Here is a 21600-nt window from a genome sequence, read left to right as displayed (position 1 = left end):
GAACCCGCCATCATAGGCCGTGGACCCGGATTCGCGCGGTCTGATCGAGCCGGCCTGCTGACAAAGATTGTCAGTACCGGCCGACGGGTGTGTCGTCGTCTTGATAAATGTTCGCACGGTCGTGCTAAATTTCCGCTCATGGAAGCCAAGACCGAGCGCAGCGAGCTGACCCAGAGTGCCATCGTCGATGTCGCACTGGAGATGGCCGCGCTGGACGGCCTGGAGAGCCTCAGCATCGGCGAGGTCGCCAAGCGCCTGAATCTGTCCAAGAGCGGGGTGTTCTCCCGCATCGGCTCGCGCGAGGGCCTGCAGCGTGCAGTGCTGGAGGAGTTCGACCGGCGCTTCCAGCAGGACATCCTCATGCCGGCCCTGCGCGAGCCCCGCGGCCTGCCGCGGCTGGACGCCATCATGGCGGCCTGGCTGCAGCGCGCCGTGCTGCCGGGTCCGCGCGGCAGCTGTCTTTACGTGGCCGGCAGCTTCGAGTTCGACGACCGCGACGGCCCGCTGCGCGAGCTGCTGCTGGCCGGTGTGCGGCGCTGGCGCGGCGCGCTCAAGCGCAGCGTGCTGCAGGCCGTCGAGATGGGCCATCTGCGTGGCGACCTGGACGCCGAGCAGCTGGTGTTCGAGCTTGACGGCCTGTTCGCCGCGCTGATGCGCGAGGCCCGCTTCTTGCGCGAGCCGTTGACGGCCCAACGCGGCTGGGCCAGCTATCAACGTCTGATTCACCACTACAAGCCCTGAGTCCGCCGTGCACACCAAGGTCCTGCTTCTCCACATGCGTCAATTTCGCACGATCGTGCGACAACATCGACGCATCCATCCGCTAGGGAGCTTTGATGATTGAGCTGTTTTTGCTGATTCCGGTGGCGCTGCTGGCATGGCGCGCCTGGTTGGGCCTGCGCCGGCTCTGGCGCGCCGTGCCGAACGACAACCGCGACTTCATTTTTCCGGAGTGAGCATGATGAGCGACAAGACCCTGCCTCCCAATCCGGCCGCACTGTTTTATGCCGCCGGTGGCGGCCAGCGCCTGCTGCGTGGCGCGCTGGACCTGCTGCAGCGGCTCAGCCCGCGCCTGGCGGCCGACCTGGCCTACCAGATTTTCGTCACGCCGTTGCCCACCAAGCAGGCGGCACGACGGCGGCCCGTGCCGCCCGAATGGCAGCCGTTGCACTGGCTATTCGAGGGCCGGCGCCTGGTCGCCTGGCAGCGCCGGGACGCTGCGGCACCGGGCATCGTGCGGCCGCGCGTGCTGCTGGTCCATGGCTGGGCAGGCGATGCCCAGCAAATGCGGCCACTGGGCGAGGCGCTGTGGCGCGCCGGCTTGGACCCGCTACTGCTGGACCTGCCGGCCCATGGCCGCAGCAGCGGCCGGCAAAGCCATTTGCCGGAGTTTGTGCGCGCGCTGCGGGCGGCCGGCCAGCACTTCGGCCCGCTGCGCGGCGTGGTCGCCCATTCGCTGGGCGCCTTGGCGGCCAGCCAGGCCTTGGCTGGCGGGCTGGCGTCCGAGCGCCTGGTGCTGCTGGCGGCGTCGGCGCCTCCAAGCCAGGTGCTGGGCTGGTTTGGTGGTAGCTTTGGCCTGGGCCGAGCCGTTCAGGCACGAATGCGCCAACGGCTGGAGGCGCTGTCGGGCGGTCAGGGGCTGGAGATCTTCGAGCCGGCCTGGCTGGGTGCGCGGCTCAAGCAGCCGACCTTGCTGCTGCACGACAGCGAGGACCGCGCCGCACCGCTGGCCGCAGCCCATGCGCTGGCGGTGGCCTTGCCCCAGGCCCGGCTGCAAGTCAGCAGCGGCCTGGGTCACCGCCGTCTGCTGGCTGACGCAGCGACGCTGGCAGCGGTCTGCTCCCATCTGGGCTAAGCGTGCAAACTGCGCAACTCCGCCCGGGCCTAGGGCCGGCCCCAGGTCTGGCGGGCCGGCCGCGTCCCTACACTGGCGCCACAAGCAGCAAGAGAGAGCCTTCGCGCCACCATGATGAGCCCGCACCAGATTCAGGCCTGGCCTTGTGGCACCCGCCGTGCCGGGTTGCATCCTCAGGCAAGCCGCCACGCGGCCGCCTGAGTCCTGCTCGTCCTCAAGCTGCCCGCGAATGCGCCGATAGGCCTGGTAATGAGCATCGTTTGCCCCGCGTCCTGGATGCCGCGCGGCCGCGTCCTGGCCCTGTGCCTGGCGCTGGCCGTGCCGCTGCTTGGCTGCCAGCCGGGCGGGCAGGATGGCCGCAGCGCACAGACCGGACAGCGCGACGACGCACTGTGGCAAGAGATCGAGCAGAGCGAGCGTCTGAGCCGGGGCCGGCCTCAGCAGCAGGATCAGATCTTGCAAACCCTTCAGGCCCGAACCGCGCCTGGCAGCGCCGAGCGCCTGGAGGTGCTCAGCCTGCGCGGGCTGACAGCCGGCCAGATGCGCGACCGTGCCCGCGTCGATGAACTGCTGAGCCAGCTGCGCCATTGGCCGGTCGAGACCGAGCGAGCGTCGGCCGAGCTTGCGGCGGCCGTGATGCTGGCCCAGTTTCACCAGAACAAGGGGGATTTGCGAGAGGCACTGAAGGCACTTGCCCCGCTGGAACAGCAAGTCCAGGTGCCACGCTCACCTCGCGTATTGCTGCGCGCCTATGCAACCTTGGCTACAGTGCAGAGCGATCGCGGCCAGATGGAAGAGGCGCTGGCCGCTGCGCTGGCAGCGGTGCGTCAGGCCGAGGGCCTGGGTGCCCATTGGCGCCGTGCGGCCGGCCTGAACGAGCTGGCCCGCACGTATCACCGCGCCCAGCAGGTCGAGCGCGCCAAGCAGACCCATGCCGAGGCCTTGCGCGCTGCTCAGCTCGACCCTGACCCGGTGCTGATGAGCAGTGTGATGACGGTCAAGGGAATCCTGCATGCTGAGGATCGCGATGGAAGTGTGACCCGCCAGGCCTGGACGGAGGCGCTGAACTATGCCCGCGAGGCCAAGGCCGAAGGCTTGCAGGCGCTGGGCCTTGCCAACTATGCCGACCACTACCTGCGCCTGGGCGACTACGCGCGCGCGCTTGAGCTGGCCGAACAGGCGCTGCCGCTGGCGCGGCGGGCGCAAAACCTGAATGCCGAGATCGTCGCGCTGCACAATCTGGGCATCGCCAAGATCGGCTTGAAGCGGGTCGCCGAGGGGCAGATCCATGTGCGCCAGGCCATCACGCTGGACGAGCAGCAGGGCGCGCTTGCCTATGCCGCCGACGGATGGAAGGAGCTGGGCCAGTATCTGGAGCAGGCGGCCGATTGGGCCGGCGCGATTGAGGCCCACCATCAATACCGCCGCATCATCGACCAGGTGCTGCGCGACGACACACGCAAGACCGTGCTGGAAGAGCAGGAGCGCTTCGACGCCGAGCGCCGCGCCCGTGACATCGAGCTGCTCAACCGCGACAACAGCTTGAAGGCCGAACAAATCCGTGCCCGCGACCTAGAGCTCAAGCTGTGGGCCGCACTGGCCGGCTGCGTGGTGCTGTCGGCCACCCTGCTCGGTCTGGCCTACCAGCGCATCCGCCGCACCAACCTGGCGCTGGCCAGCAGCAACGAGCACCTGAAGATCCAGAGCGAGCGAGACCCGCTGACCGGGTTGGCCAATCGACGCCATTTCCAGTCCGCCATTCAGCGCCTGGCCGACAGTGGCAAGCTGGCCGGCACCGTCTATCTGATCGACATCGATCACTTCAAGCGCATCAATGACCAATGGGGCCATGCCGCCGGCGACAGCGTGCTGATCGAGGTTGCGCAGCGCCTGCGCGCCGCGCTGCGCGAGGACGATTTGGTGGTGCGCTGGGGCGGCGAGGAGTTCCTGATCGTCGTGCCGCCGCGTGACGTGGTCGACGCCCAGGTGCTGGCCCAGCGCCTGCTGGACCTGATTGGCGCGCCGCCGGTGGCCCATGGCGACCGGCACATAGGCATCAGCGCTTCGATTGGCTTCGCCAGCTTCCCGGTCGCGCCGCACGGCCTGGGGCTGAGCTGGGAGCGCGCCATTGATCTGGTCGACACTGTGATGTACTTGGCCAAGGCCCATGGCCGCAACAAGGCCTACGGCGTGCTGCATATCGACGCGCAGGACGAGGCCGAGCTGGGCCGGCTGGCCACCCGAATGGAAGCCGCTTGGCAGGAGGGCAGGGTAGGCCTTGTTGCGCTGCAGGGCCCGTTGGGCCAGGGTGCGTGATGAGGCGGCTCGCGCTGTCCTTCTTGCTGAGTCTGGCCATGGCACCAGCGCTGGCAGAGATCGACCGTACGCTGGACGCCCAGCTGGCCCGCCTGGTGCTGATGGCCTATGACCGTCCCCAGGCTGCGCTGCGCTCGTTGCGCGAATTGGCGCCGAATCAACCGCTCGCCCAGGCTCAGCTGGCGATGGCCGAGGGCCAGATCCTCGTCCAGGGCGGCGACACCGGCGCTGCCCGCAAGCTCGTCGAGCGCCTGGCCGCGGCGGAGAAGACGCGCGACCGGGCCGCCGTGCTGAGCGCCCAGCTGGCCGCCCGCGATGGCCTGAACAGTCTGGCCACCGAGACCGCGCAGCAGGCTCTTCGAGGTCTCGAGCGGCGCTGCGAGCGCGGCGCCGAAGCCGCCAGCATCGCGCGTGGCTGCGACTTCCGCAGCGTCTGGGCCGCGCTGCGTATCATCGAGCGCGACCAGGCGGCACAGGGCGCGCTGGCCCAGGCCGCCGGCACCCTGCGCTACGCGCTGGCACTGGCCGAGGCCGGCGGCGACAGCTATCTGAGCGCCATCAGCATGGGTGCGCTGGCGCTGCTGAGTCAGGAGCTGGATCAGGGCGACGAGGCCCGCCGCTGGCTGGCGGCGGCGCTGGAGCGCGCCGGCGACGATGCGCTTGCGATGGCGCGCACCAAGATCACCGAGGCCCGCATCGCGGTGCGGCGCGGGGACAAGCCCGGCCAGCTGCGCGCCTATGAGGAGGCACTGGCCTTCGCACAGCAGGCTGAGTCTCCCCGACTGGTGGCCCAGGTCCAGACCAATCTGACCGATCTGCACATGCACAACGGCCGGCCGGCGTTGGCGTTGGCGTTGGCTCGCCAGGCACTGCCGGTGCTGCTGCGCCACAAGGACCTGCGCATTGAGCGCACCTTGCGCCACAACATGGCGGTGTCGATGATTCTGCTGCGCAAGTTCGACGCTGCACGGCGAGAGCTGGCGCGCGCCCAGGCCCTGACCGACGGCCAGACCGAGCCGGCGCGCCGCGCCAACCAGCTGCGCGAGATCGGCGAGGCCTGGGCCGCGGCCGGCCAGCCGCGCGAGGCCATCGCGGTCTTCCACACCGAGCGTGCGCTCAGCGCGATGATCCAGGCTCGCAACCGGGAGGCCCAGCTGCAGGAGCTCCGGCTCAAGTACGACAGCGACCGCGCACAGCGCGACCTCGATCTGCTGACGCGCGACAAGACCCTGAAGGACCAGCAGCTCGCCAACCGCGACCTGGCCCAGCGGGTCGGCATCGCGGTCGGCACGCTGCTGGCCCTGTCGCTGCTGCTGGCCGGCGTGATGCTCAAGCGTGTGCAGGCCGCCAATAAGCGGCTCAAGGCCAACCAGTTGCTGCTGCGGGCACAAAGCGAGCGAGACCCGCTGACGGATCTGGCCAACCGGCGCCATTTCCAGGCCGTGATGTCGCAGCGCGCCCAACACAAATTTCAGGGAGCGCTGCTGATGGTCGATATCGATCACTTCAAGCATGTCAATGATCGCCATGGCCATGCGGCCGGCGACATCGTGATCTGCGAGGTCGCGCGGCGCATTACGCAGGCTGTGCGCCACGAAGACCTGGTGGTGCGCTGGGGAGGTGAGGAGTTTCTGGTCTATGCGCCCGAGGTTGCCCAGGACCAGCTGCAGCTGCTGGCCGAGCGCATCCTGTTCAGCGTCGGCACCGAGCCGGTCGCCACCGAGGCCGGGCCGCTGCGCGTCACGGTCTCGATCGGGCATGCGCGCTTCCCGCTGCCGCCCGGCCATCTGGCGCTGGACTGGGAGCAGGCGGTCAACTGGGCCGATATGGCGCTCTACACCGCCAAGGCTCAGGGCCGCAACCGCGCGGTCGGCATCGCCGGCGTCGACGCCGCCGATGTGCACGCGTTGCAGCAGATCGAGGCCGACTTCGATGCCGCCTGCTCGGCCCAACGGGTCAGCCTGCGCCACACCATCGGCCCGCACGGGCGCTGATCGTTCGCGGCCTGTCGGGCTTGTCGCATACTTGGCCCCGACCTCAAACAACAAAGGAGACACACCATGTCGCAAGACCTGACCCGTCGCACGCTGCTCGCGGCCGTCGCCCTGCTGCTGCCCGCCCTGTCCCAGGCACAGACCCCAAGCCAAAGCGCATGGCCCAGCAAGCCGCTACGCATCGTCGTGCCCTTCGCGGCCGGCGGTACCACCGATATCCTGGCCCGCGCGCTGGCACCCGAGCTCCAGAAGGCGTTGGGTCAGCCCGTCTTGATCGAGAACAAGCCCGGCGCTGGCGGCAATACCGGCGCAGCAGAAGTGGCCCGCGCCACCGACGGCCACACCATCTTGATGGGTACGGTGGGCACCCATGGCATCAATCAGTCGCTCTATCCCAAGCTGCCCTATGACCCGGTGAGGGACTTCGCGCCCATCACCTTGGTTGCGGCCGTGCCCAATGTGCTGGTTGTCAACCCGGCTAAGGCCCAGGCCCTGGGCATCAATACGGTGCAGGACCTGATCCGGGTCGCCAAGGCCAATCCGGGCAAGCTGAACATGGCCTCCAGTGGCAACGGCACCTCCATCCATCTGGCCGGCGAGCTGTTCAAGAGCATGACCGGCAGCTTCATGCTGCACTTTCCCTACCGCGGCTCGGGCCCGGCGCTGATGGACCTGATGGGTGGCAACACCGACTTGATGTTCGATAACCTGCCCTCGTCCCTGCCGCAGATCAAGGCCGGCAAGCTCAAGGCGATTGCCGTTACCAGTGCCAAGCGCAGCGAGGCCCTGCCCGAGTTGCCCACCATCGAGGAGGCTGGCGGCTCAGCGCTCAAGGGCTATGAGGCGAGCTCCTGGTTCGGCCTGCTGGCGCCCAGCAGCATGCCCGCCGCCCAGGTGCAGTTGCTTCAGCGCGAGACCGCCAAGGCCCTGGCCAGCCCAGCCATCAAGGAGCGCCTGGCCAGCCAGGGCGCGATCGCCAGCGGCATGCCCAGCAGCGAGTTCGCCGCGCTGATCCAGAGCGAGACGAAGAAGTGGGCGCAGGTGGTCAAGGCCTCGGGCGCGAAGGTCGACTGATGCGTCTGTGGCAGCGCTGGCGGGACTACCGCAGGGAACTTCTGCGTGACGATCTGCTGGCGGCCTTTGTCGTCAGCGTGTTGCTGATCCCGCAAAGCATCGCCTACGCGATGCTGGCCGGCCTGCCGCCCCAGGTCGGGCTGTATGCCAGTCTGCTGCCACTGCTGCTCTATGCCGCCTTGGGCTCCAGCGCCCATCTGGGCGTCGGCCCGGTGGCGGTGCTGGCGCTGATGATTGCCCAGACACTGGGCCAAGCGCCGGCCGGCGTCAGCCCCAGTGAGGCGGCCCTCGTGCTGGCTGCCGAGGTCGGGCTGATACTCGCGCTGGCGGCCGCGCTGCGCCTGGATGCGCTGGCCGCGCTTTTGAGCGTGCCGGTGCTGCACGGCTTCGAAACCGGCGCCACCTTGTCGATTGCGGCCAGCCAGTTGCCGGTGCTGCTGGGCAGCCCGGCCAAGGGCTTCGAGCTGCCGGCACTGCTGCAAAGCGCCTGGCGCAGCGACTTCGCGTGGCACGGCCTCAGCGCGCTCTACGGCCTGGTCGCGCTGGCCCTGCTGCTGGCGGCGCGGCGCTGGCTCAAGGGCCTGCCGGGCCGACTCGCGCCGCTCGTGATTTTGCTGGCCGCGATGGCCCTGGCCCACGGCGCGGACGCGCTGTCGCGCGGCGTGCCGCTGGTCGGCCAGCTGCCGCCGCTGCGGCTGCACTTCAGCCTGCCGCGCCTGGACGGCGCGCTCTGGATAGCCATGCTGCCGGGCGCCTTGCTGGTGGCCCTGGTCGGCTATGTGTCCAGCCTGGTGGTCGCCGAGTCGCTGGGCCGGCGCGCCGGCCAGCGCATTGATGCGCGGCGCGAACTGCGCGGCTTGGCCGGCGCCAACTTCGCGGCCGCACTCAGCGGTGGCATGCCGGTGGCCGCCAGTTTCTCGCGCAGCGTACTGATGTATGACGCCGGGAGCCGCAGCCGGATGACCGGGGTCTTCATCGCCAGCGTGATGGGGCTGGCGATGCTACTGCTGGCCGAGCCGCTGGCCCAGCTACCCAAGGCGGTGTTGGCCGCAACCATCATCGTTGCGGTACTGTCCGGGCTCAAGCTCTCGCCCTACCGCGAGGCCTGGCGCTATGCCTGGCCCGAGGCGTTTTTGATGCTCGCGGTCAGCGCGCTGGTACTGCTGTGGAGTGTCGCGGCGGCGCTGGGCATCGGCGTGCTGGGCTCGATCGCACTGCTGCTGCAGCGCACTGCGCGCCCGCACGTGGCCCTGATCGGCCGGGTGCCCGGCACCGAGCACTACCGCAATGTCGACCGTCATGCGGTCGAATGCCTGCCCGGCGTACTGGGCCTGCGCATCGACGAGAGCCTGCTGTTCACCAACGCGCGCAGCCTGACCGAGGTAGTGCAGAGCTATTTGGCCCAGCAGAGCGAGCCAACCGGCCGCGTGGTGCTGCAGATGTCACCGGTCAACGGTATCGACTTCAGCGGACTCGAAGCCCTGCGCGAGCTTCATGAGGCCCTGTGCCGCCAGGGCATCCGCCTCGATCTCAGCGAGGTCAAGGGCCCGGTGCTTGACCGGCTGCGCCGCAGCGGCTGGCAGGACTGGTTCGTTGGCCAGGTGTTTCTGAGCCATCATCAGGGGATGTTGGCTGGGGGCGCGGTCGGTTCGCCTCGGTAGCCGAACTGCCCGCGAGTCGGGGCTTCAATGCAAGGCCCATCAAGGATTAGCCGCCATGTCGATGATTCTTCGTGAAGGCTTGTCGATCACGCAGCCGCTGCGTGCTGTCGTCGAGAAGCTCTGGGTCAGCGACGGCCCCGTCGAGCCGGTGGTATCGCGCGAGTACACCCTGCCCACCGGCGCGATGAGCCTGGTGCTGCGCCTGTCCGGCCCGCCGCTGCGGGTGTTCGATAGCGCGGAGACCGGCAGCGCAGCCCGGGAGCTGGGGCTATGCATCGTCGGTGGTGCGCGGGAGCGCTTTTATGTGCGCGCCGGCGCCACTGCCGGCCGCGCGGTCGGCGCGCAGCTGCGGCCGGGCGCCAGTCTGTGGCTTTTGGGTGTGCCTGCGCTGGTACTGGCCCATCGCCACACGCCGCTGGGCCAGCTGTGGGGCAGCACGGCCGAGGAGTTGCGCCAGCGGCTGGCGGCCGAGGTCTCGCCGCTGCGGGCGCTGGATCTGTTCGAGGCGGCGCTGCTGGAGCGCCTGACAACGCCGCAGCCGGCGCTGCCGGCCGTGCTGGCTTTTGCATTGGCGGCCTTCGCCCGGGGGTGTCGCGTCGACGCGGTGGTGCAGGCCAGCGGCTTCAGCCACCGCCATTTCAATGCACTGTTCGGCGCCGCAGTCGGGCTGAGGCCCAAGGCCTTCTGCCGGGTGCAGCGCTTGCAGACCCTGCTGACGGCGATGGCCGCCGGCCCCGCGCGGCCGCTGGCCGAGCTGGCGCTGGACGCCGGGTACAGCGACCAGGCCCATATGAGCCGGGAATATAGCGACATTGCCGGACTGACGCCCGGCGCCTACCGCCGCATAGCGCCGGCGCAGATCAATCATGTGCCGGTGCCGCCGCCACAGGCCTGAGGTCAAATTCGTTCAAGCCGGCGACGAAACGGCGGGTTAAGGTGGAGCCCAGATCCACTGCGGAGCCTGTTCATGACCATCAAGGAAGTGTTTGCCCAGCTGCGTGTGCGCAATGCCGCGCAGGCTGTCGAGTTCTATCGCCGCGCCTTCGGTGCCACCGAAATGTTTCGCCTGACCGAGCCCGGCGGCCGGATCGGCCATGTGGAGTTGGACTTCGGGGGGCAGGTGATCATGTTCTCGGACGAGTATCCGGAGATCGGCTGTGTTGGCCCCGAGACGATAGGCGGCACTTCGTTTTCGATCCACCTGCATGTCGACGACTGCGATGCGCTGATCGCGCGCGCTATCGAGGCCGGCGCCACGTTGCTCAGGCCGGCGCAGGACGAGTTCTATGGCGAACGCTCGGGCACTGTGCGCGACCCCTTCGGCCACTTGTGGAACATCGGCCACCATCTGGAGGAGGTCACGCCGCAGGAGATGCAGCGCCGCTATGACGCGCTGTTCGGCTCAGCCCAGTAAGGCATCGATGCCGCGCAGAAAACGCGTCAGCTCGATCGGCTTGGTCCAGTAATCGTCAAAGCCCTGGGCACGTGCGGCCTCGATATCGGACGGCATCGCATTGGCTGATAGCGCGATCACCCGGCAGGCCCTCAGAGCAGGCGAGCGGCGCAATGCGTGCAAGACCTCGCTGCCGTGCAGATCGGGCAGCTGCATGTCCAGCAACACCACATCGGGGTGCAGTTGCAGCGCCAGCGCTATGCCGGCGCGGCCTGTGTCGGCTGTGCTCAGTGCCACCGCCGGACGCAGCGCCAGCAGCTCGCGCACCAGCTGCATATTGGTCGGGTTGTCCTCGATGCACAGCAGCTTCAGGCGCGCCCCCACCCCGGCATGCGGTGACTGCGTCGCCATCTGCGGCGGAAGCTCGTCCAGCGGCGCTGGGCGCGTGCCCTCCTGGTCGGCAGGCAGCCAGATGCGGAACTCGCTGCCCACCCCGGGCTGACTGAGCAGCTCGATTTGGCCGCCCATGCGCTCGGTCAGCTGTCGCACGATGGTCAGGCCGATGCCGGTGCCCGCAATCCCCTCGAGTTCGGCGCCCAGCCGGTTGAAGGGCTCGAAGATGCGCTGGCGCACCTCCGGCGCAAGACCGCGCCCGCTGTCGCGCACTACCAGCGCCCATTGCGCCGGGCCTTCTGCGGACCGGCCGCGCGCCAGCGTGCCGATTTCGACCCAACCCTGCGTGCGGTTGTACTTGATCGCATTGGTCAGCAGATTGATGGCCACCTGGCCAAGCCGGCGGCGATCGGCCCGCACCCGTCCAGGCAACTGCGGCTCAGCCAAGCGCAGCGTGATACCGGCGGCCTGTGCCGGCGCGGCCACCCATTCCAGCGCCTGCTGGGCCAGCCCCTGCAGCGACACCGGTTCGTCGGCCAGCGGCTGCTGCTCGACATCGATGCGGGCCAGGTCCAGCACATCGTCGATCAGGGCCAACAGATGACGGCCTGCCGCATCGATGCGGGTCAGGCGCTCGCTCTGGCGCTCGCTCAGCGGCTCGCTGGCGTCATAGGCCAGCAGCTGGGCGAAGCCGAGCACCGCGTTCAGCGGCGTGCGCAGCTCATGGCTGACCCGGGCCAGGAACTCGGACTGGGTGCGCTTGAGCTGCTCCAGGCGCTGGCTCTCCAGCAGCAGTTCCTGGGCTTGATGGCGCCCTGTCACGTCGACATTGATGCCGGTGCGGTAGCTCGGTCGCCCCTGCTCGTCGTGCACCGTGCGACCGCGGCTGGCCAGCCAGTGAACCGAGCCATCTGGCCAGACCACGCGGAACTCCCATTCAAGCACCGCTTCGCTGTCGCCGTGAACATAGCGGCGCGAAATCTCGGCCCAGGCGGCGCGGTCCTGCGGATGCAGGCACAGCTCGGCGAGCTGATCAATTGGGCGCGGGTCGGCGGGATCAAGCCCGCGCAGCCGGTACATGGTCTCGCTCCAGTAGCTGTGCTGCGCGTCGACGCGGCGCCAGACGCCGACACCGGCCGCTCCAAGCGCGAACAACGTGCGCTCGCGCTCTTGCTGCAGCTCGAACTCGACGCCACGGCGGTCGGTGACATCCAGATGCAGGCCATAGGCGGTGCGCCGGCCATCGCGCAACTCGTGCCTGGTCCAACTGTGGACCCAGCGCACCTGGCCCTCGGGCGTGAGCACGCGGAACTCGCTCTGGTGGCTGATCTGGCCTTGGGTCTCTGCCTCACGGTACTCGCGCTTCAGGCGCTCCCGGTCCAGTGGGTGCACGTGGTTGGCCCACCAGAAGGCCTGGCTGGGCGGCGGCTTCGTCGGATCGCAGTGGTGGATGAGGTACATCGGCAGATTCCACTCGGGCTTGCCGTCATTGCCATGCAGACTCCACAGCCCGAGGCCCGCTGCCTCGGCCGCAGAGACCATGCGCTCGCGCTCTGCGACCAGCACGCTGAGATCGAGCGAGACGCCCAGCAGACCCAGCACCCGGCCGGTGGCGTCTCGCAGGGCCACCCGGCGGGTCAGCACCGGGCACCAGTGACCGTCGTCCTGGCGGTAGCGGGCCAGCGTGTCGACGCGCGCCTGTCCCTCCAACGCGGCCGCCGCCGCGCGCCGCACCGCCTCTCGGTCATCGGGATGGATGCGCTCGCGTACCAGGTCCAGCGCGACACCTTCGTGCGGCGACGGCATGCCAGTGGGGCCGGCGCCATAGGGGTCGTAGCTGATGCGCTCTGACTGCGGGTCGAGCCGCCAGATCGACAGCCCGGCCAGCTGCACGGCCTGCGCCAGGCCCGGGTCGATGGCCGTCGCCTGCCACCATAGCAGCGCGCCGTCCTCGACCAATAAGGCCTGACCCTGGAAGTCCGCGCTTCCGAGCCGCCAGGGCCGCACAGCATCGTCGGGAGCCAGGAGTACCGCCTGCGCCAGCATCAGCCAGGCCGGGTCGGCTGCGTCCAGCCCCCGGGCCCATTGCAGCGCTGCCGCGTTGGGCTCGCAGCGCAGTGCCGCATCTTGTCGCCAGACGCGCAGCGCTGCTTGTCTTGCCTGACGCCAGAACGCTTCCATTGTGGCCCGTCGATTGTGCTGCGTCCGAGTTTAGCCATGCCGGGCCTGCTACGCTCCACACCCATGTCACCGCATTCTCTTACCGCCTTGCTGCTCGCCCTGGCCCTGCTGATGCACGCAGCGCCGGCTACGGCCGAGGCGAGCCTCAAGCCCCTGACGCCGCAGCGCCTCTCGCCCCATGTCTGGATGTTCGAGGGCCTGTCGGCCGCCGGCAGCCGCGAAAACCGCAACAACATCTCCAACGCCGGCCTGATCGAGACCGCCGACAGCCTGGTGCTGGTGGACGCGTTGGGCTCGCCGGCGCTGGCGCGCGAGCTGCTGCAGGTCATCAAGACGCTCAGCCCCAAGCCGCTGAGCCATGTGATCCTGACCCACTACCACGCCGACCACATCTACGGCCTGCAGGAGTTCAAGAAGGCCGGCGCGCGCATCATCGCCCACCAGGCGGCGCGCGAGTATTTGAACAGCGAGACCGCCGCCCAGCGCCTGCGTGCCAGCATTGCCGAGGGCCTGGTCGAGCCCGGCACCACGCTGGTGGCTGCCGATCAGTGGGTGGACCATGAGACCCGGCTAAGCGTGGGTGGGCTGGAGATCCAGCTCACCCCGGTCGGGCCGGCTCACACGCCGGAGGACCTGAGCGTATGGCTGCCGGCCGACAAGCTGCTGTTCGCCGGCGATCTGGTGTTTCGCGGCCGCATCCCCTTTGTCGGCCAGGCCGACAGCCGGCGCTGGGTGGCCTCGCTGGACCGCCTGCTGACCCGTCCGGCCGCCGTTATCGTCCCGGGCCACGGCCCGGCCTCCACCCAACCGGGCGAGGCCTTGCAGGACCTGCTGCTGACGCGCGACTACCTGGCCTATCTGCGCGCCACCATGGGCCGGGCGGCGCGCGAGATGACACCCTTCGATGAAGTCTACGCTGCCACCGACTGGTTGCGCTACGAGGCTTTGCCGTTGTTCAAGCTGGCCAACCGCATGAACGCCTATAACACCTATCTGCTGATGGAGCAGGAGAAGGACTAAAGCGCCGGTCACGCGCTTCTGTTAACTTCCGCGCTCGCTAGAACAAGGGGACCGTCGCATGAGCGAGACCAAAAACAGGCCGCAACCACCTGCGGCCGCACAACTACAAGGCATTCGACGGGGTATCGAAAAGGAGAGCCTGCGCGCGCTGCCTGATGGCCGCCTGGCCCTGACCCCGCACCCGCTGGCGCTGGGCTCGGCCCTGACCCATCCGCACATCACCACTGACTTCAGCGAATCACAGCTGGAGTTGATCACCGGTGTGCATCCCGATGTCGAGGCCGCGCTGACCGAGCTCCGCGAGGTCCACCAGTCGGTCTACCAGGTCCTGCAGGCCGAGGGCCAGGAGCGCCTGTGGGTTAGCTCCATGCCCTGCGGCCTGCCGACCGACGAAACCATCCCGCTGGGGCGTTACGGCCACTCCAACGTCGGCCGCGCCAAGAGCGTCTACCGCATGGGCCTGGGCCAGCGCTATGGCCGGCGCATGCAGACCATCTCGGGTATCCACTACAACTGGTCGCTGCCGGGCGTTACGACCGAGCAGTACTTCGGCCTGATCCGCAATTTCCGCCGCCACTCCTTCTTGCTGCTCTATCTCTTTGGCGCCTCGCCGGCCCTGTGTTCGAGCTTCGTCGAGGGCCGCGCGCACGAGTTGCATCCGCTGGGCACGCACACCTATCACATGCCTTACGGCACTTCGCTGCGCATGGGCCGATTGGGCTACCAGAGCGACGCGCAGGCCTCGCTCTCGGTCAGCTACAACAGTCTGGAGAGCTACGCGGCCTCGCTGCAAGAGGCATTGACCCGGCCCTATCCGGCCTATGAGAAGCTGGGCGTGCGTGGCGTCGGCGGCGACTACAACCAGCTCAGCCCCACGCTGCTGCAGATCGAGAACGAGTTCTACGGCACGATACGCCCCAAGCGCGTGATCCGCTCCGGCGAGCGCCCGCTGCACGCTCTGCGTGAGCGGGGCGTTGAATACGTCGAGGTACGCTGCATGGACCTCGACCCCTTCGAGCCGCTGGGCATCAATGCCCAGACCATGCGCTTCCTCGACATCTTCCTCTTGCACTGCCTGCAGACCGACAGCCCGCCGGACAGCCCCGACGAGATCGCCGCGCTGGCCAACAATCAGCACCTGACCGCCGCCCGCGGCCGCGAGCCTGGCTTGCGCCTGGCCCGCCACGGCGCCGAGATCACGTTGGCCGACTGGGGTGCCGAGCTGCTGGACGGTTGCGCGCCGATTGCGGCGGCCCTCGATGCGGCCCACGGCGGCATGGCCTATCAGGCGGCGCTGGCCGATGCCCGCCTGACCCTGGCCCAGCCCCAGCGCAGCCCTTCGGCCCGGGTACTGGCCGCAATGGCGCAGGACTTCGGCGACAGCCATGTGGCCTTCATCCGCGCGCAGTCCGAGCAAACCCGCCAGGCCCTGCTGGCCTTGCCCTTCGGCCCCGAGCTGCAGCACCGCTTTGCCGCGATGGCCGAGGCCTCGGTGGCCGAGCAGCGCCGTATCGAGGCCGCCGATGTGATGGACTTCGAGAGCTATCGGCAGCGCTATTTGGCGCCGCAAAGCTTGTTTGTCTGAACGGCCGCAGGGCCGGCCCGCTCAGGGCTTCAGATAGGCGAAGCCCTCGCGAGTCTGCAAGCGAGCCGCCCGCAGTACGCCGGAAGGCGTGAATTCGGCGTCCATCACAAAGGCCTTCTTGTCGAGGTTGCGGTTCTTCAAGGTGATCTCGCAAACCTCGAACTTGACGCCGCGTGCCACCAGGGCCGAGACCAGGGGCGCGTAGTCAATGTTCGGGTTGTTTTTGTCCTTGGCGCCTTCCAGCAGGAAGTCCACCCCCTCAGCATGCGTCACAACGATGATCTGGGTGTCGGGCGCCACGTCGAGATGGTTGCGGATGTTGCGCAGGCCCTTGGTGGCCTGGAGGGCCGCGTTGTCGATGTGATAGACGACCTTGTCGGCCGCAGCGGCAGTCTGGGCGATGACGGGTAGGGACATGGGCAGCGACAGGGCCAACGCGAGGCCGGCCAGCAGGGCAGTTCTTCGGATGTTCATCGCGGTTTCTCCATCAGTGAGTCGGGCTTCAGGGCAGGCGCAGCTCGGCCAGCTTCCAATGCAGCAGGCCGTCGCGTCTGAGCACCAGGTCCACCGGCTCCTCGTCCTCGCCCAGCTTGCGGACGCTGAAGACAAAGCGGTCGGGGCCCTCATAAGCCATGTGGGTCTGCAATTTGCCGGGTTGCGCCGGCTCGCCGCCGATGCCGGTAGCGGCGGCCATCGGCTGCTGGCCTTGCAGCAGTCGGGCCAGGCTTTCGGGTGTGATCAGGCTGTCCACCATCGGGCCCAGCAAGGCGCCGGCCACCGCCGCGCCCATCACATGGGCGCGGCTGGGCTGCCCCTGCTCGTCGCGTTCAGTGCCAATCAGACGGGCCTGCACGCCGGTCTTCAAGCTCTGGCGCAGCGCCGGGAAATCGACATAGCCGGCCAGCTTGGCGGCATCCTGTGCCGCCGCCGCGCTGCGGATCTGGTGCAGGGCCAGATAGGGGGTGGCGTAGAAGCACAGGCCAGCCAGCAGGACGGCCGCAACGCTCAGCTTGTGCCGGCTGCGCATCACAAGCTGGCGTTGACGCGCAGCGATTCAAGCCGCAGCGCCAGCGACTGTTCCAGCGCGCTGAGTGCCCGCTGCAGGCCTTGGCGCTCATCCGCATCGGTCGCCAGCTCGACGGCGGCGCGCAGCCGCGCCCGCTCGTGAAACAGCTCGACCTCGGGGGGCACATAGCCGGCGTTCTTCAAGATCTTGAAGGGCATGCGCAGGGCCTCGGGCGTCGCTTGCCAGCCCTCATCGTCCACGTCTAGCGGCCGGCCATAGCCCTTGGCCGCCGCCAGCTCGCCGCACGCGGCGGCCTCGCGCAGCTTGCGGGCAATCTCTTCATCGAGCGTCATCGCGAACAACCTACCTTTCCGATAGGGCCAGTTTGATGCCGAAGGACAGGAACAGCGCGCCGATGCCTCGGTTCAGCCAGCGCGCCAGCCCAGCGCCGACACGCAGGCGGCTGCTGGCCAGCGCGGTGCAGACCGCCAGGAAGTGGCACCACAGCATGCCGTTGAGATTGAAGATCGCGCCCAGCAGGATGAAGGCCAGGGCCTTGTGCGGCGCCTCGGGTGCGATGAACTGCGGCACAAAGGCCAGGAAGAACAGCGCCACCTTGGGGTTCAGCACATTGGTCAAAAAGCCCTGGGCGAAGATCTTGCGGTAGGGCAGAGCAGCGGGGGGCGCTGCTGGCGAGGCCGGGCCGGCCTGCTTGCGGCTCAGCAGCATCTGCAGCCCGATCCAGACCAGATAGGCCGCACCCACCCACTTGATCACGGTGAAGGCCCAACTCGACGCCGCCAGCAGCGCCGACAGGCCCAGCGCCGCCGCCAGCACATGCACACAGGTGCCGGCGCCTATGCCCAGCGCCGCCGCCGAGCCGGCGCGCCAGCCCTGAGTGGCGCTGCGCGTCATGATCAGGATGGAGTCCGGCCCCGGTGCGATATTGAGCAGCAGTCCGGAAATGATGAACAGGGTCAGGTCTTGGGTGCCGAGCATGATGAGCGACTGTAAGCCCTGCGGCAAGGCCGGACGATGGTCATGGCCGCTGGCCCAGCTCGAAGCACATGATGCAAAAGTCTTCCCGCACCTGCTCGTGCAACTGCGCACCCAGCCGAGCATAAAAGCCCGGTCCGTCGGTGCCCAAAAAGAGCCGGGGCAGGCCCAGGTGCTGCGCCTGGGCGAGCAGGGTGCGCACCAGTGCGCTGCCAATGCCTTCGCCGCGCCGGCCCTGGCTGACCACCATGGCCGCCAGCCAAGGCCGCAGATGGGCGCGCTGCGCGTCGTCGTTCTCGATCAGATTGATGGTCCCCAGCAGCTCGCCGTCCTCAACGGCGATCAGGCTCAGCGGAATGCGGTCGGGGTCCGTGGCGTTGCGCAGATGGGCGACCAGATCGGCCAGGCTGTACCCGCCCTCGACCTCGCGCCAGAACTCCTCGTAGATCAACCGCGCGACCGGCTCGATCAGCCCGGGGCACCGGTAAAGCGGCATCACCTCGACGCTCATGCGGGTCTGAGCCCCTGGTCACGGCTGACATCGGGCTGTGCCTCGTCGGGCAGCGGCGTTCCAGCATCCCAGTCCTGCAGCACCGCCTCGGCGTGAGCCCGGTCGGCTTCATCCACCATCAGGCGCAGTAGACCGCAGGCCGGCAGCTCACCGACCCCGCCCAGCAGATGCTCGCCCAGCAGCCAGGCCTGCAGGCCCTGCTGCCGCAACAGACCCAGCAAGAGATGGCCCTCGATGGCACTGTCCAGTTGGCGCAAGGTGATACGGCTCATGGCGAGTCAGCTTACCCCACCCCGCTGCGGCCAGCACGCACAATAGAGCGGACACCATGCTTCATACCGCACGCATCGCACCGCTGCAAACCCTCTTGGCTTGGCTCGCCAGCTGGGGGCGGCTGCTGCATTTCGGCGCGCGGCTGCTGGTGCTGGCGCTGGCGCCGTCCAGCTACCGCCGCTCGCAGCGCCTTCTGATACTGCGTACCTTGTACATGGCCACCGCGCCGCTGCTGCCGGGCTTTGCGATCGCCTCGGCGGTCGCCGCGCAGATCGTCATTCGTATCGTGCTGGCCACCGCGCTGAGCTATGGGCTGAGCCGCTATGCGCTGGATGTGCTGGTGCGCACCCTGGTGCTGGAGCTGATCCCGCTGTCGGCCGCACTGTTCGCAGCCGTGCGCTACACCTTGCCGGCCGCCGAGCAGGTGCGCCGCCAGCGCCAGCAGGGCCTGCACAAGGCGGCGCTGGCGCGCGGCCTCGACCCGCTGCGCGATGAGGTGCTTCCTCGCGCGCTGGCCGGGGTGTTTGCCGCGATCGCGCTGACCCTCTTGAGCAGCTTCATCACTCTGGTGCTCAGCTATCTGGCCGTCTACGGATTCAGCGGCTGGGGCATTGAGGGCTTCACCCGCACCGTCGGCCAGGTGTTCAGCCCGGTGATCGTCCTGATCTTCGGCCTGAAGACCCTGCTGTTGAGCCTGGCCGTGGCCATCATCCCGATGGTGCCGCTGGCCCGCGAGGAGAGCCTGGTCGGCCGCGCTGACATCGCCCGTTTGGCGCGGCTGCTGGCGGTGGTGCTGCTGATCGAGCTGCTGTCCCTGGTGGGCAACTACTATTGAGCCATGACGGACAAGCAAGACCTGCCCCCGATTGACGCGCCGCCGCCGGTCGCCAACCTGGACCTGAAGGCCCGACTGCTGCTGCTGGCGGTGGCCCTGCTGCTGGCGGCGGCGGTGGCCTATGTGCTGTATGCGCGCGGCGCCTTCGAGCGCGCCCAAACCCTGGTGCTGGTGGCCGACAGTGCCGAGGGCGTGGTCGTCGGGATGGACCTGAGCTTCGCTGGCTTCGCGATCGGCCGGGTCCGGCGCATCGAGCTGTCGGAGGCCGGCAAGGCCCGCATCGTCATCGATGTGCCTCTGAAGGACGCGCGCTGGCTGCGCACGAGCAGTGTGTTCACGATGGAGAGCGGCCTGGTCGGCGCGCCGCGCATCCGCGCCTACAGCGGCATCCTGGCCGACCCGCCGCTGCCCGACGGCGCCGAGCGTGAGGTATTGATCGGAGACGCCGCCGCCGAGATCCCGCGCCTGATGGCCGGCGTGCGCGACCTGCTGGCCAATCTCAGCGCCATCACCGCCGACGATGCGCCGCTGAACAACACCTTGCGCAATGTCCAGGCCACCACCGCGCGCCTGAACGGCCCGGGCGGCGCGCTCGGCGCGCTGATGGGCGATGAGCAGGACGCGAAGAAGATCATCCTGACCCTGGACCGGACCAATGTGCTGCTGGCGCGCCTGGACGGCCTGGTTGCCAAGGCCGACAGCCAGGTCTTCGGCGAGCAGGGCCTGGTGCGCGACACGCGCGCCACCGTGGCCCAGCTCAACGAGCTGCTGGGAGAGGCCCGCTCCAGCCTGAAGAAGGCCGAGGCCATCCTGCAGGACGTGCAAGGCATCACCGGCAACGCCCGCGCCGCCACCGAAGACCTGGGCCAGCTACGCGCCGAGGTCGAGGCCAGCCTGCGCAAGGTCGAGCAGCTGCTCAATGAGGTCAACAGGCGCTGGCCCTTCAAGCGCGACACCGAGATCAAACTGCCATGAAGAAGCCCCCAGGCCGGCGAGGCACGTCGCCCGCCCCCCGAGGGGGCGCTGAGTCAGCTCGGGAGCGGCCCTTCGCTGACTCAGTCCGCAGGCTTGCACTGCTGGCCGCGCTCGCGCTGACCGGCTGCTCCAGCGGCCCACCGCCACCGGACTGGCAGATGAATGCCAAGAGCGCGCTGGAGCGCGCTACCGAGGCCTATCTGGCCGGTAACAGCCGGGTCGCCGCGTTGGACTTCGAGCGCGCCCGCGCCGAGCTGGCCCGCACCGGCCGCGCCGACTTGCTGGCCCGCGCCCTGCTGACCGAATGCGCCGCGCGCGTGGCCAGCCTGGAATTCGACGACGAGTGCGCCGGCCTCGCCTCGCTGGCTCCAGATGCCGGTCCGGCCGAGCGCGTCTATGCCGCCTATCTTGCCGGCCGCGCCGACGTTCAACAGCAGGACCTGGCACTGCTGCCCGAAGCGCAGCGCCAGGCCCAGCCGGCGGCCATCGCCGACCCACTGGCGCGGCTGGTGTCCATGGGCGTGCGGCTGCGGCGCGGCGAAACTGTTGATGCGACGCTCGCGGTAGACACCGCCTCGGCGCAGGGATGGCGAAGGCCGCTGCTGGCCTGGTTGCATCAGCAGCTCCGGCAGGCGGAGGCGGCGGGGGATGCGGCGGCAGCGCAACGCGCGAGGCGCAGGATGGCGCTGGTACTGGGGTCGTAGGCAACGGGCGCGCCGGGTGCAACGAAGAGCCACCGATTGCGCTTGTTGCGTGCAGCCTCGCCCGCGCGAGCTTCGCCCCAAAGGGTGACTCCCCGGCGTCTGATTGCACCGGACACTTCCATTTCTGGCGTGATCCGCGCCCTCGAAAGCCAGCCGCTCATCATGATGAAGCGCGTGTTCCCGCCTGTTGTTTCTCTTCTTGCCGGCCTGAGCTTGCTCGCCTGCGGCGAAGGCGCGGGTTCGAGTTCCGCCGCCGAGGAGCACCAGCGCGCCGTCGCGCGCGCCAATGCCGAGGAGGCCGAGGCTCGCGCACTGGGCAGCGACTTGCCCTGCGAGCAAGTACAGCAATGCGCCAACTTGAGCTCTCTGCAGCTTGGTACGCGCTGTTCGAACTACCTGTACCAGCCCTATTGCCTCGCCGCCCCGACGGCCGTGGCGGCCAGCGCGGCCGCCGCCGAGCAACGAGCGTTGGCCAGCCAAGCCAACGCGCTCGCGCCACCCTCGAACATGGCCTGCCCGGCCGCCGTCAATCCGCAGCCGCTGCTCAATGGCACGGCGGGGCGCTGCCGCGTAGCTTCATCGGCCTGCGCTGAGATCCATCTCAATGCAAAGCTGAGCTGAGTGCCTAACGCCCATACTGCGGAGTCAACCGTCGATCGAGGCAAGGGCGACCAGACAGGGTCAGCCCACAGACCGCAAGCGCTCTCGGCGTTTTTTGGGGTGCAGGTCTGATGAGAAAATCAGGACCCGACCGACGGCTCCCTCGCTTTGTTTTGGCCCTGCGCCTGATCCTGTGCGACCAGCCGCCGGTTGCGCAGCAACAGCTCG

At 68.7% G+C, this 21600-nt stretch carries 21 protein-coding genes; 14 read left to right on the top strand and 7 right to left on the bottom strand.

The annotated features are described in order from the left end of the window. The first annotated feature begins 138 nt into the window (after positions 1-138). The 8 genes from OOZ63_RS09560 to OOZ63_RS09525 all read left to right on the top strand — a co-directional run bounded on the left by OOZ63_RS09560 (position 139) and on the right by OOZ63_RS09525 (position 10314). Entirely contained in the window at positions 139-741 is a 603-nt protein-coding gene (locus OOZ63_RS09560; RefSeq protein WP_266005212.1) for a TetR/AcrR family transcriptional regulator, read from the top strand. A 220-nt stretch (positions 742-961) separates the two neighbouring features. Continuing rightward, positions 962-1855 carry an alpha/beta hydrolase gene (locus OOZ63_RS09555; RefSeq protein WP_266005211.1) on the top strand — a complete coding sequence of 298 codons (894 nt, stop codon included), beginning with the start codon at positions 962-964 and terminating at the stop codon, positions 1853-1855. Positions 1856-2104: 249 nt separating this feature from the next. Continuing rightward, on the top strand, positions 2105-4171 hold the full coding sequence (locus OOZ63_RS09550; protein WP_266005210.1) for a tetratricopeptide repeat-containing diguanylate cyclase: 2067 nt from the start codon (positions 2105-2107) through the stop codon (positions 4169-4171). Further along, complete coding sequence (locus OOZ63_RS09545) at positions 4171-6165, top strand: GGDEF domain-containing protein (protein WP_266005209.1); 1995 nt, start codon at positions 4171-4173, stop codon at positions 6163-6165. The genes OOZ63_RS09550 and OOZ63_RS09545 overlap by 1 nt, the downstream gene beginning before the upstream one ends. Positions 6166-6231: 66 nt before the next feature. Continuing rightward, on the top strand, positions 6232-7239 hold the full coding sequence (locus OOZ63_RS09540; RefSeq protein ID WP_266005208.1) for a Bug family tripartite tricarboxylate transporter substrate binding protein: 1008 nt from the start codon (positions 6232-6234) through the stop codon (positions 7237-7239). Next, entirely contained in the window at positions 7239-8900 is a 1662-nt protein-coding gene (locus tag OOZ63_RS09535; protein WP_266005207.1) for a SulP family inorganic anion transporter, read from the top strand. Before OOZ63_RS09540 ends, OOZ63_RS09535 begins: the two co-directional genes overlap by 1 nt. A gap of 55 nt (positions 8901-8955) precedes the next feature. Beyond that, positions 8956-9795, top strand: coding sequence for a helix-turn-helix domain-containing protein (locus tag OOZ63_RS09530; protein WP_266005206.1), 840 nt, complete (start codon positions 8956-8958; stop codon positions 9793-9795). Between the two features lie 72 nt (positions 9796-9867). Continuing rightward, positions 9868-10314 carry a VOC family protein gene (locus tag OOZ63_RS09525; protein ID WP_266005205.1) on the top strand — a complete coding sequence of 149 codons (447 nt, stop codon included), beginning with the start codon at positions 9868-9870 and terminating at the stop codon, positions 10312-10314. On the opposite strand, the gene OOZ63_RS09520 is transcribed toward OOZ63_RS09525, so the two are convergent. Next, positions 10303-12867 carry a PAS domain-containing protein gene (locus tag OOZ63_RS09520; protein WP_266005204.1) on the bottom strand — a complete coding sequence of 855 codons (2565 nt, stop codon included), beginning with the start codon at positions 12865-12867 and terminating at the stop codon, positions 10303-10305. The two genes, OOZ63_RS09525 and OOZ63_RS09520, sit on opposite strands and share 12 nt — an antisense overlap. A gap of 63 nt (positions 12868-12930) precedes the next feature. Here OOZ63_RS09520 and OOZ63_RS09515 point away from each other — a divergent pair, with 63 nt between their 5' ends. Then, a complete protein-coding gene (locus tag OOZ63_RS09515; RefSeq protein ID WP_266005203.1) occupies positions 12931-13887 on the top strand; it encodes an MBL fold metallo-hydrolase in 957 nt (318 codons plus the stop codon). A 58-nt stretch (positions 13888-13945) separates the two neighbouring features. After that, positions 13946-15472 carry a glutamate--cysteine ligase gene (gshA, locus tag OOZ63_RS09510; protein WP_266005202.1) on the top strand — a complete coding sequence of 509 codons (1527 nt, stop codon included), beginning with the start codon at positions 13946-13948 and terminating at the stop codon, positions 15470-15472. A 21-nt stretch (positions 15473-15493) separates the two neighbouring features. Here gshA and OOZ63_RS09505 read toward each other — a convergent pair whose 3' ends face one another. From OOZ63_RS09505 to OOZ63_RS09480, 6 genes are read right to left on the bottom strand one after another with little or no spacing between them, the layout of a single operon-like run. After that, positions 15494-15946, bottom strand: a complete 453-nt coding sequence (locus OOZ63_RS09505; protein WP_266005201.1) for a DsrE family protein — start codon at positions 15944-15946, stop codon at positions 15494-15496. Between the two features lie 28 nt (positions 15947-15974). Beyond that, positions 15975-16499, bottom strand: a complete 525-nt coding sequence (locus OOZ63_RS09500; protein WP_266005200.1) for a DUF2939 domain-containing protein — start codon at positions 16497-16499, stop codon at positions 15975-15977. Beyond that, the gene (locus OOZ63_RS09495) at positions 16499-16831 is read right to left on the bottom strand and encodes a DnaJ family domain-containing protein (RefSeq protein ID WP_266005198.1); all 333 of its coding nucleotides are present in this window, start codon (positions 16829-16831) and stop codon (positions 16499-16501) included. Before OOZ63_RS09495 ends, OOZ63_RS09500 begins: the two co-directional genes overlap by 1 nt. A 10-nt stretch (positions 16832-16841) precedes the next feature. Continuing rightward, positions 16842-17477, bottom strand: a complete 636-nt coding sequence (locus tag OOZ63_RS09490; protein ID WP_266005197.1) for a LysE family translocator — start codon at positions 17475-17477, stop codon at positions 16842-16844. 40 nt (positions 17478-17517) lie between these two features. After that, a complete protein-coding gene (locus OOZ63_RS09485; RefSeq protein ID WP_266005196.1) occupies positions 17518-17985 on the bottom strand; it encodes a GNAT family N-acetyltransferase in 468 nt (155 codons plus the stop codon). Further along, a complete protein-coding gene (locus OOZ63_RS09480; RefSeq protein WP_266005195.1) occupies positions 17982-18257 on the bottom strand; it encodes a putative signal transducing protein in 276 nt (91 codons plus the stop codon). Before OOZ63_RS09480 ends, OOZ63_RS09485 begins: the two co-directional genes overlap by 4 nt. A gap of 56 nt (positions 18258-18313) precedes the next feature. Between OOZ63_RS09480 and OOZ63_RS09475 the strand changes: the two genes are divergently transcribed. From OOZ63_RS09475 to OOZ63_RS09460, 4 genes are all read left to right on the top strand, one after another. Next, positions 18314-19093 carry an MlaE family ABC transporter permease gene (locus OOZ63_RS09475; protein WP_266005194.1) on the top strand — a complete coding sequence of 260 codons (780 nt, stop codon included), beginning with the start codon at positions 18314-18316 and terminating at the stop codon, positions 19091-19093. Positions 19094-19096: 3 nt separating this feature from the next. Beyond that, positions 19097-20068 carry an MlaD family protein gene (locus tag OOZ63_RS09470; RefSeq protein ID WP_266005192.1) on the top strand — a complete coding sequence of 324 codons (972 nt, stop codon included), beginning with the start codon at positions 19097-19099 and terminating at the stop codon, positions 20066-20068. 158 nt (positions 20069-20226) lie between these two features. Beyond that, on the top strand, positions 20227-20772 hold the full coding sequence (locus tag OOZ63_RS09465) for a hypothetical protein (RefSeq protein ID WP_323055738.1): 546 nt from the start codon (positions 20227-20229) through the stop codon (positions 20770-20772). Between the two features lie 162 nt (positions 20773-20934). Beyond that, the gene (locus OOZ63_RS09460; protein ID WP_266005191.1) at positions 20935-21393 is read left to right on the top strand and encodes a hypothetical protein; all 459 of its coding nucleotides are present in this window, start codon (positions 20935-20937) and stop codon (positions 21391-21393) included. Positions 21394-21600: the final 207 nt, after the last annotated feature.

Origin of the sequence: Paucibacter sp. PLA-PC-4 (assembly GCF_026241155.1) — a bacterium.
Classification (GTDB): Bacteria; Pseudomonadota; Gammaproteobacteria; order Burkholderiales; family Burkholderiaceae_C; genus Roseateles_E.
The sequence above is the reverse complement of the archived record's forward strand: the minus strand, read 5'-3'. Positions and strand labels throughout refer to the sequence as shown.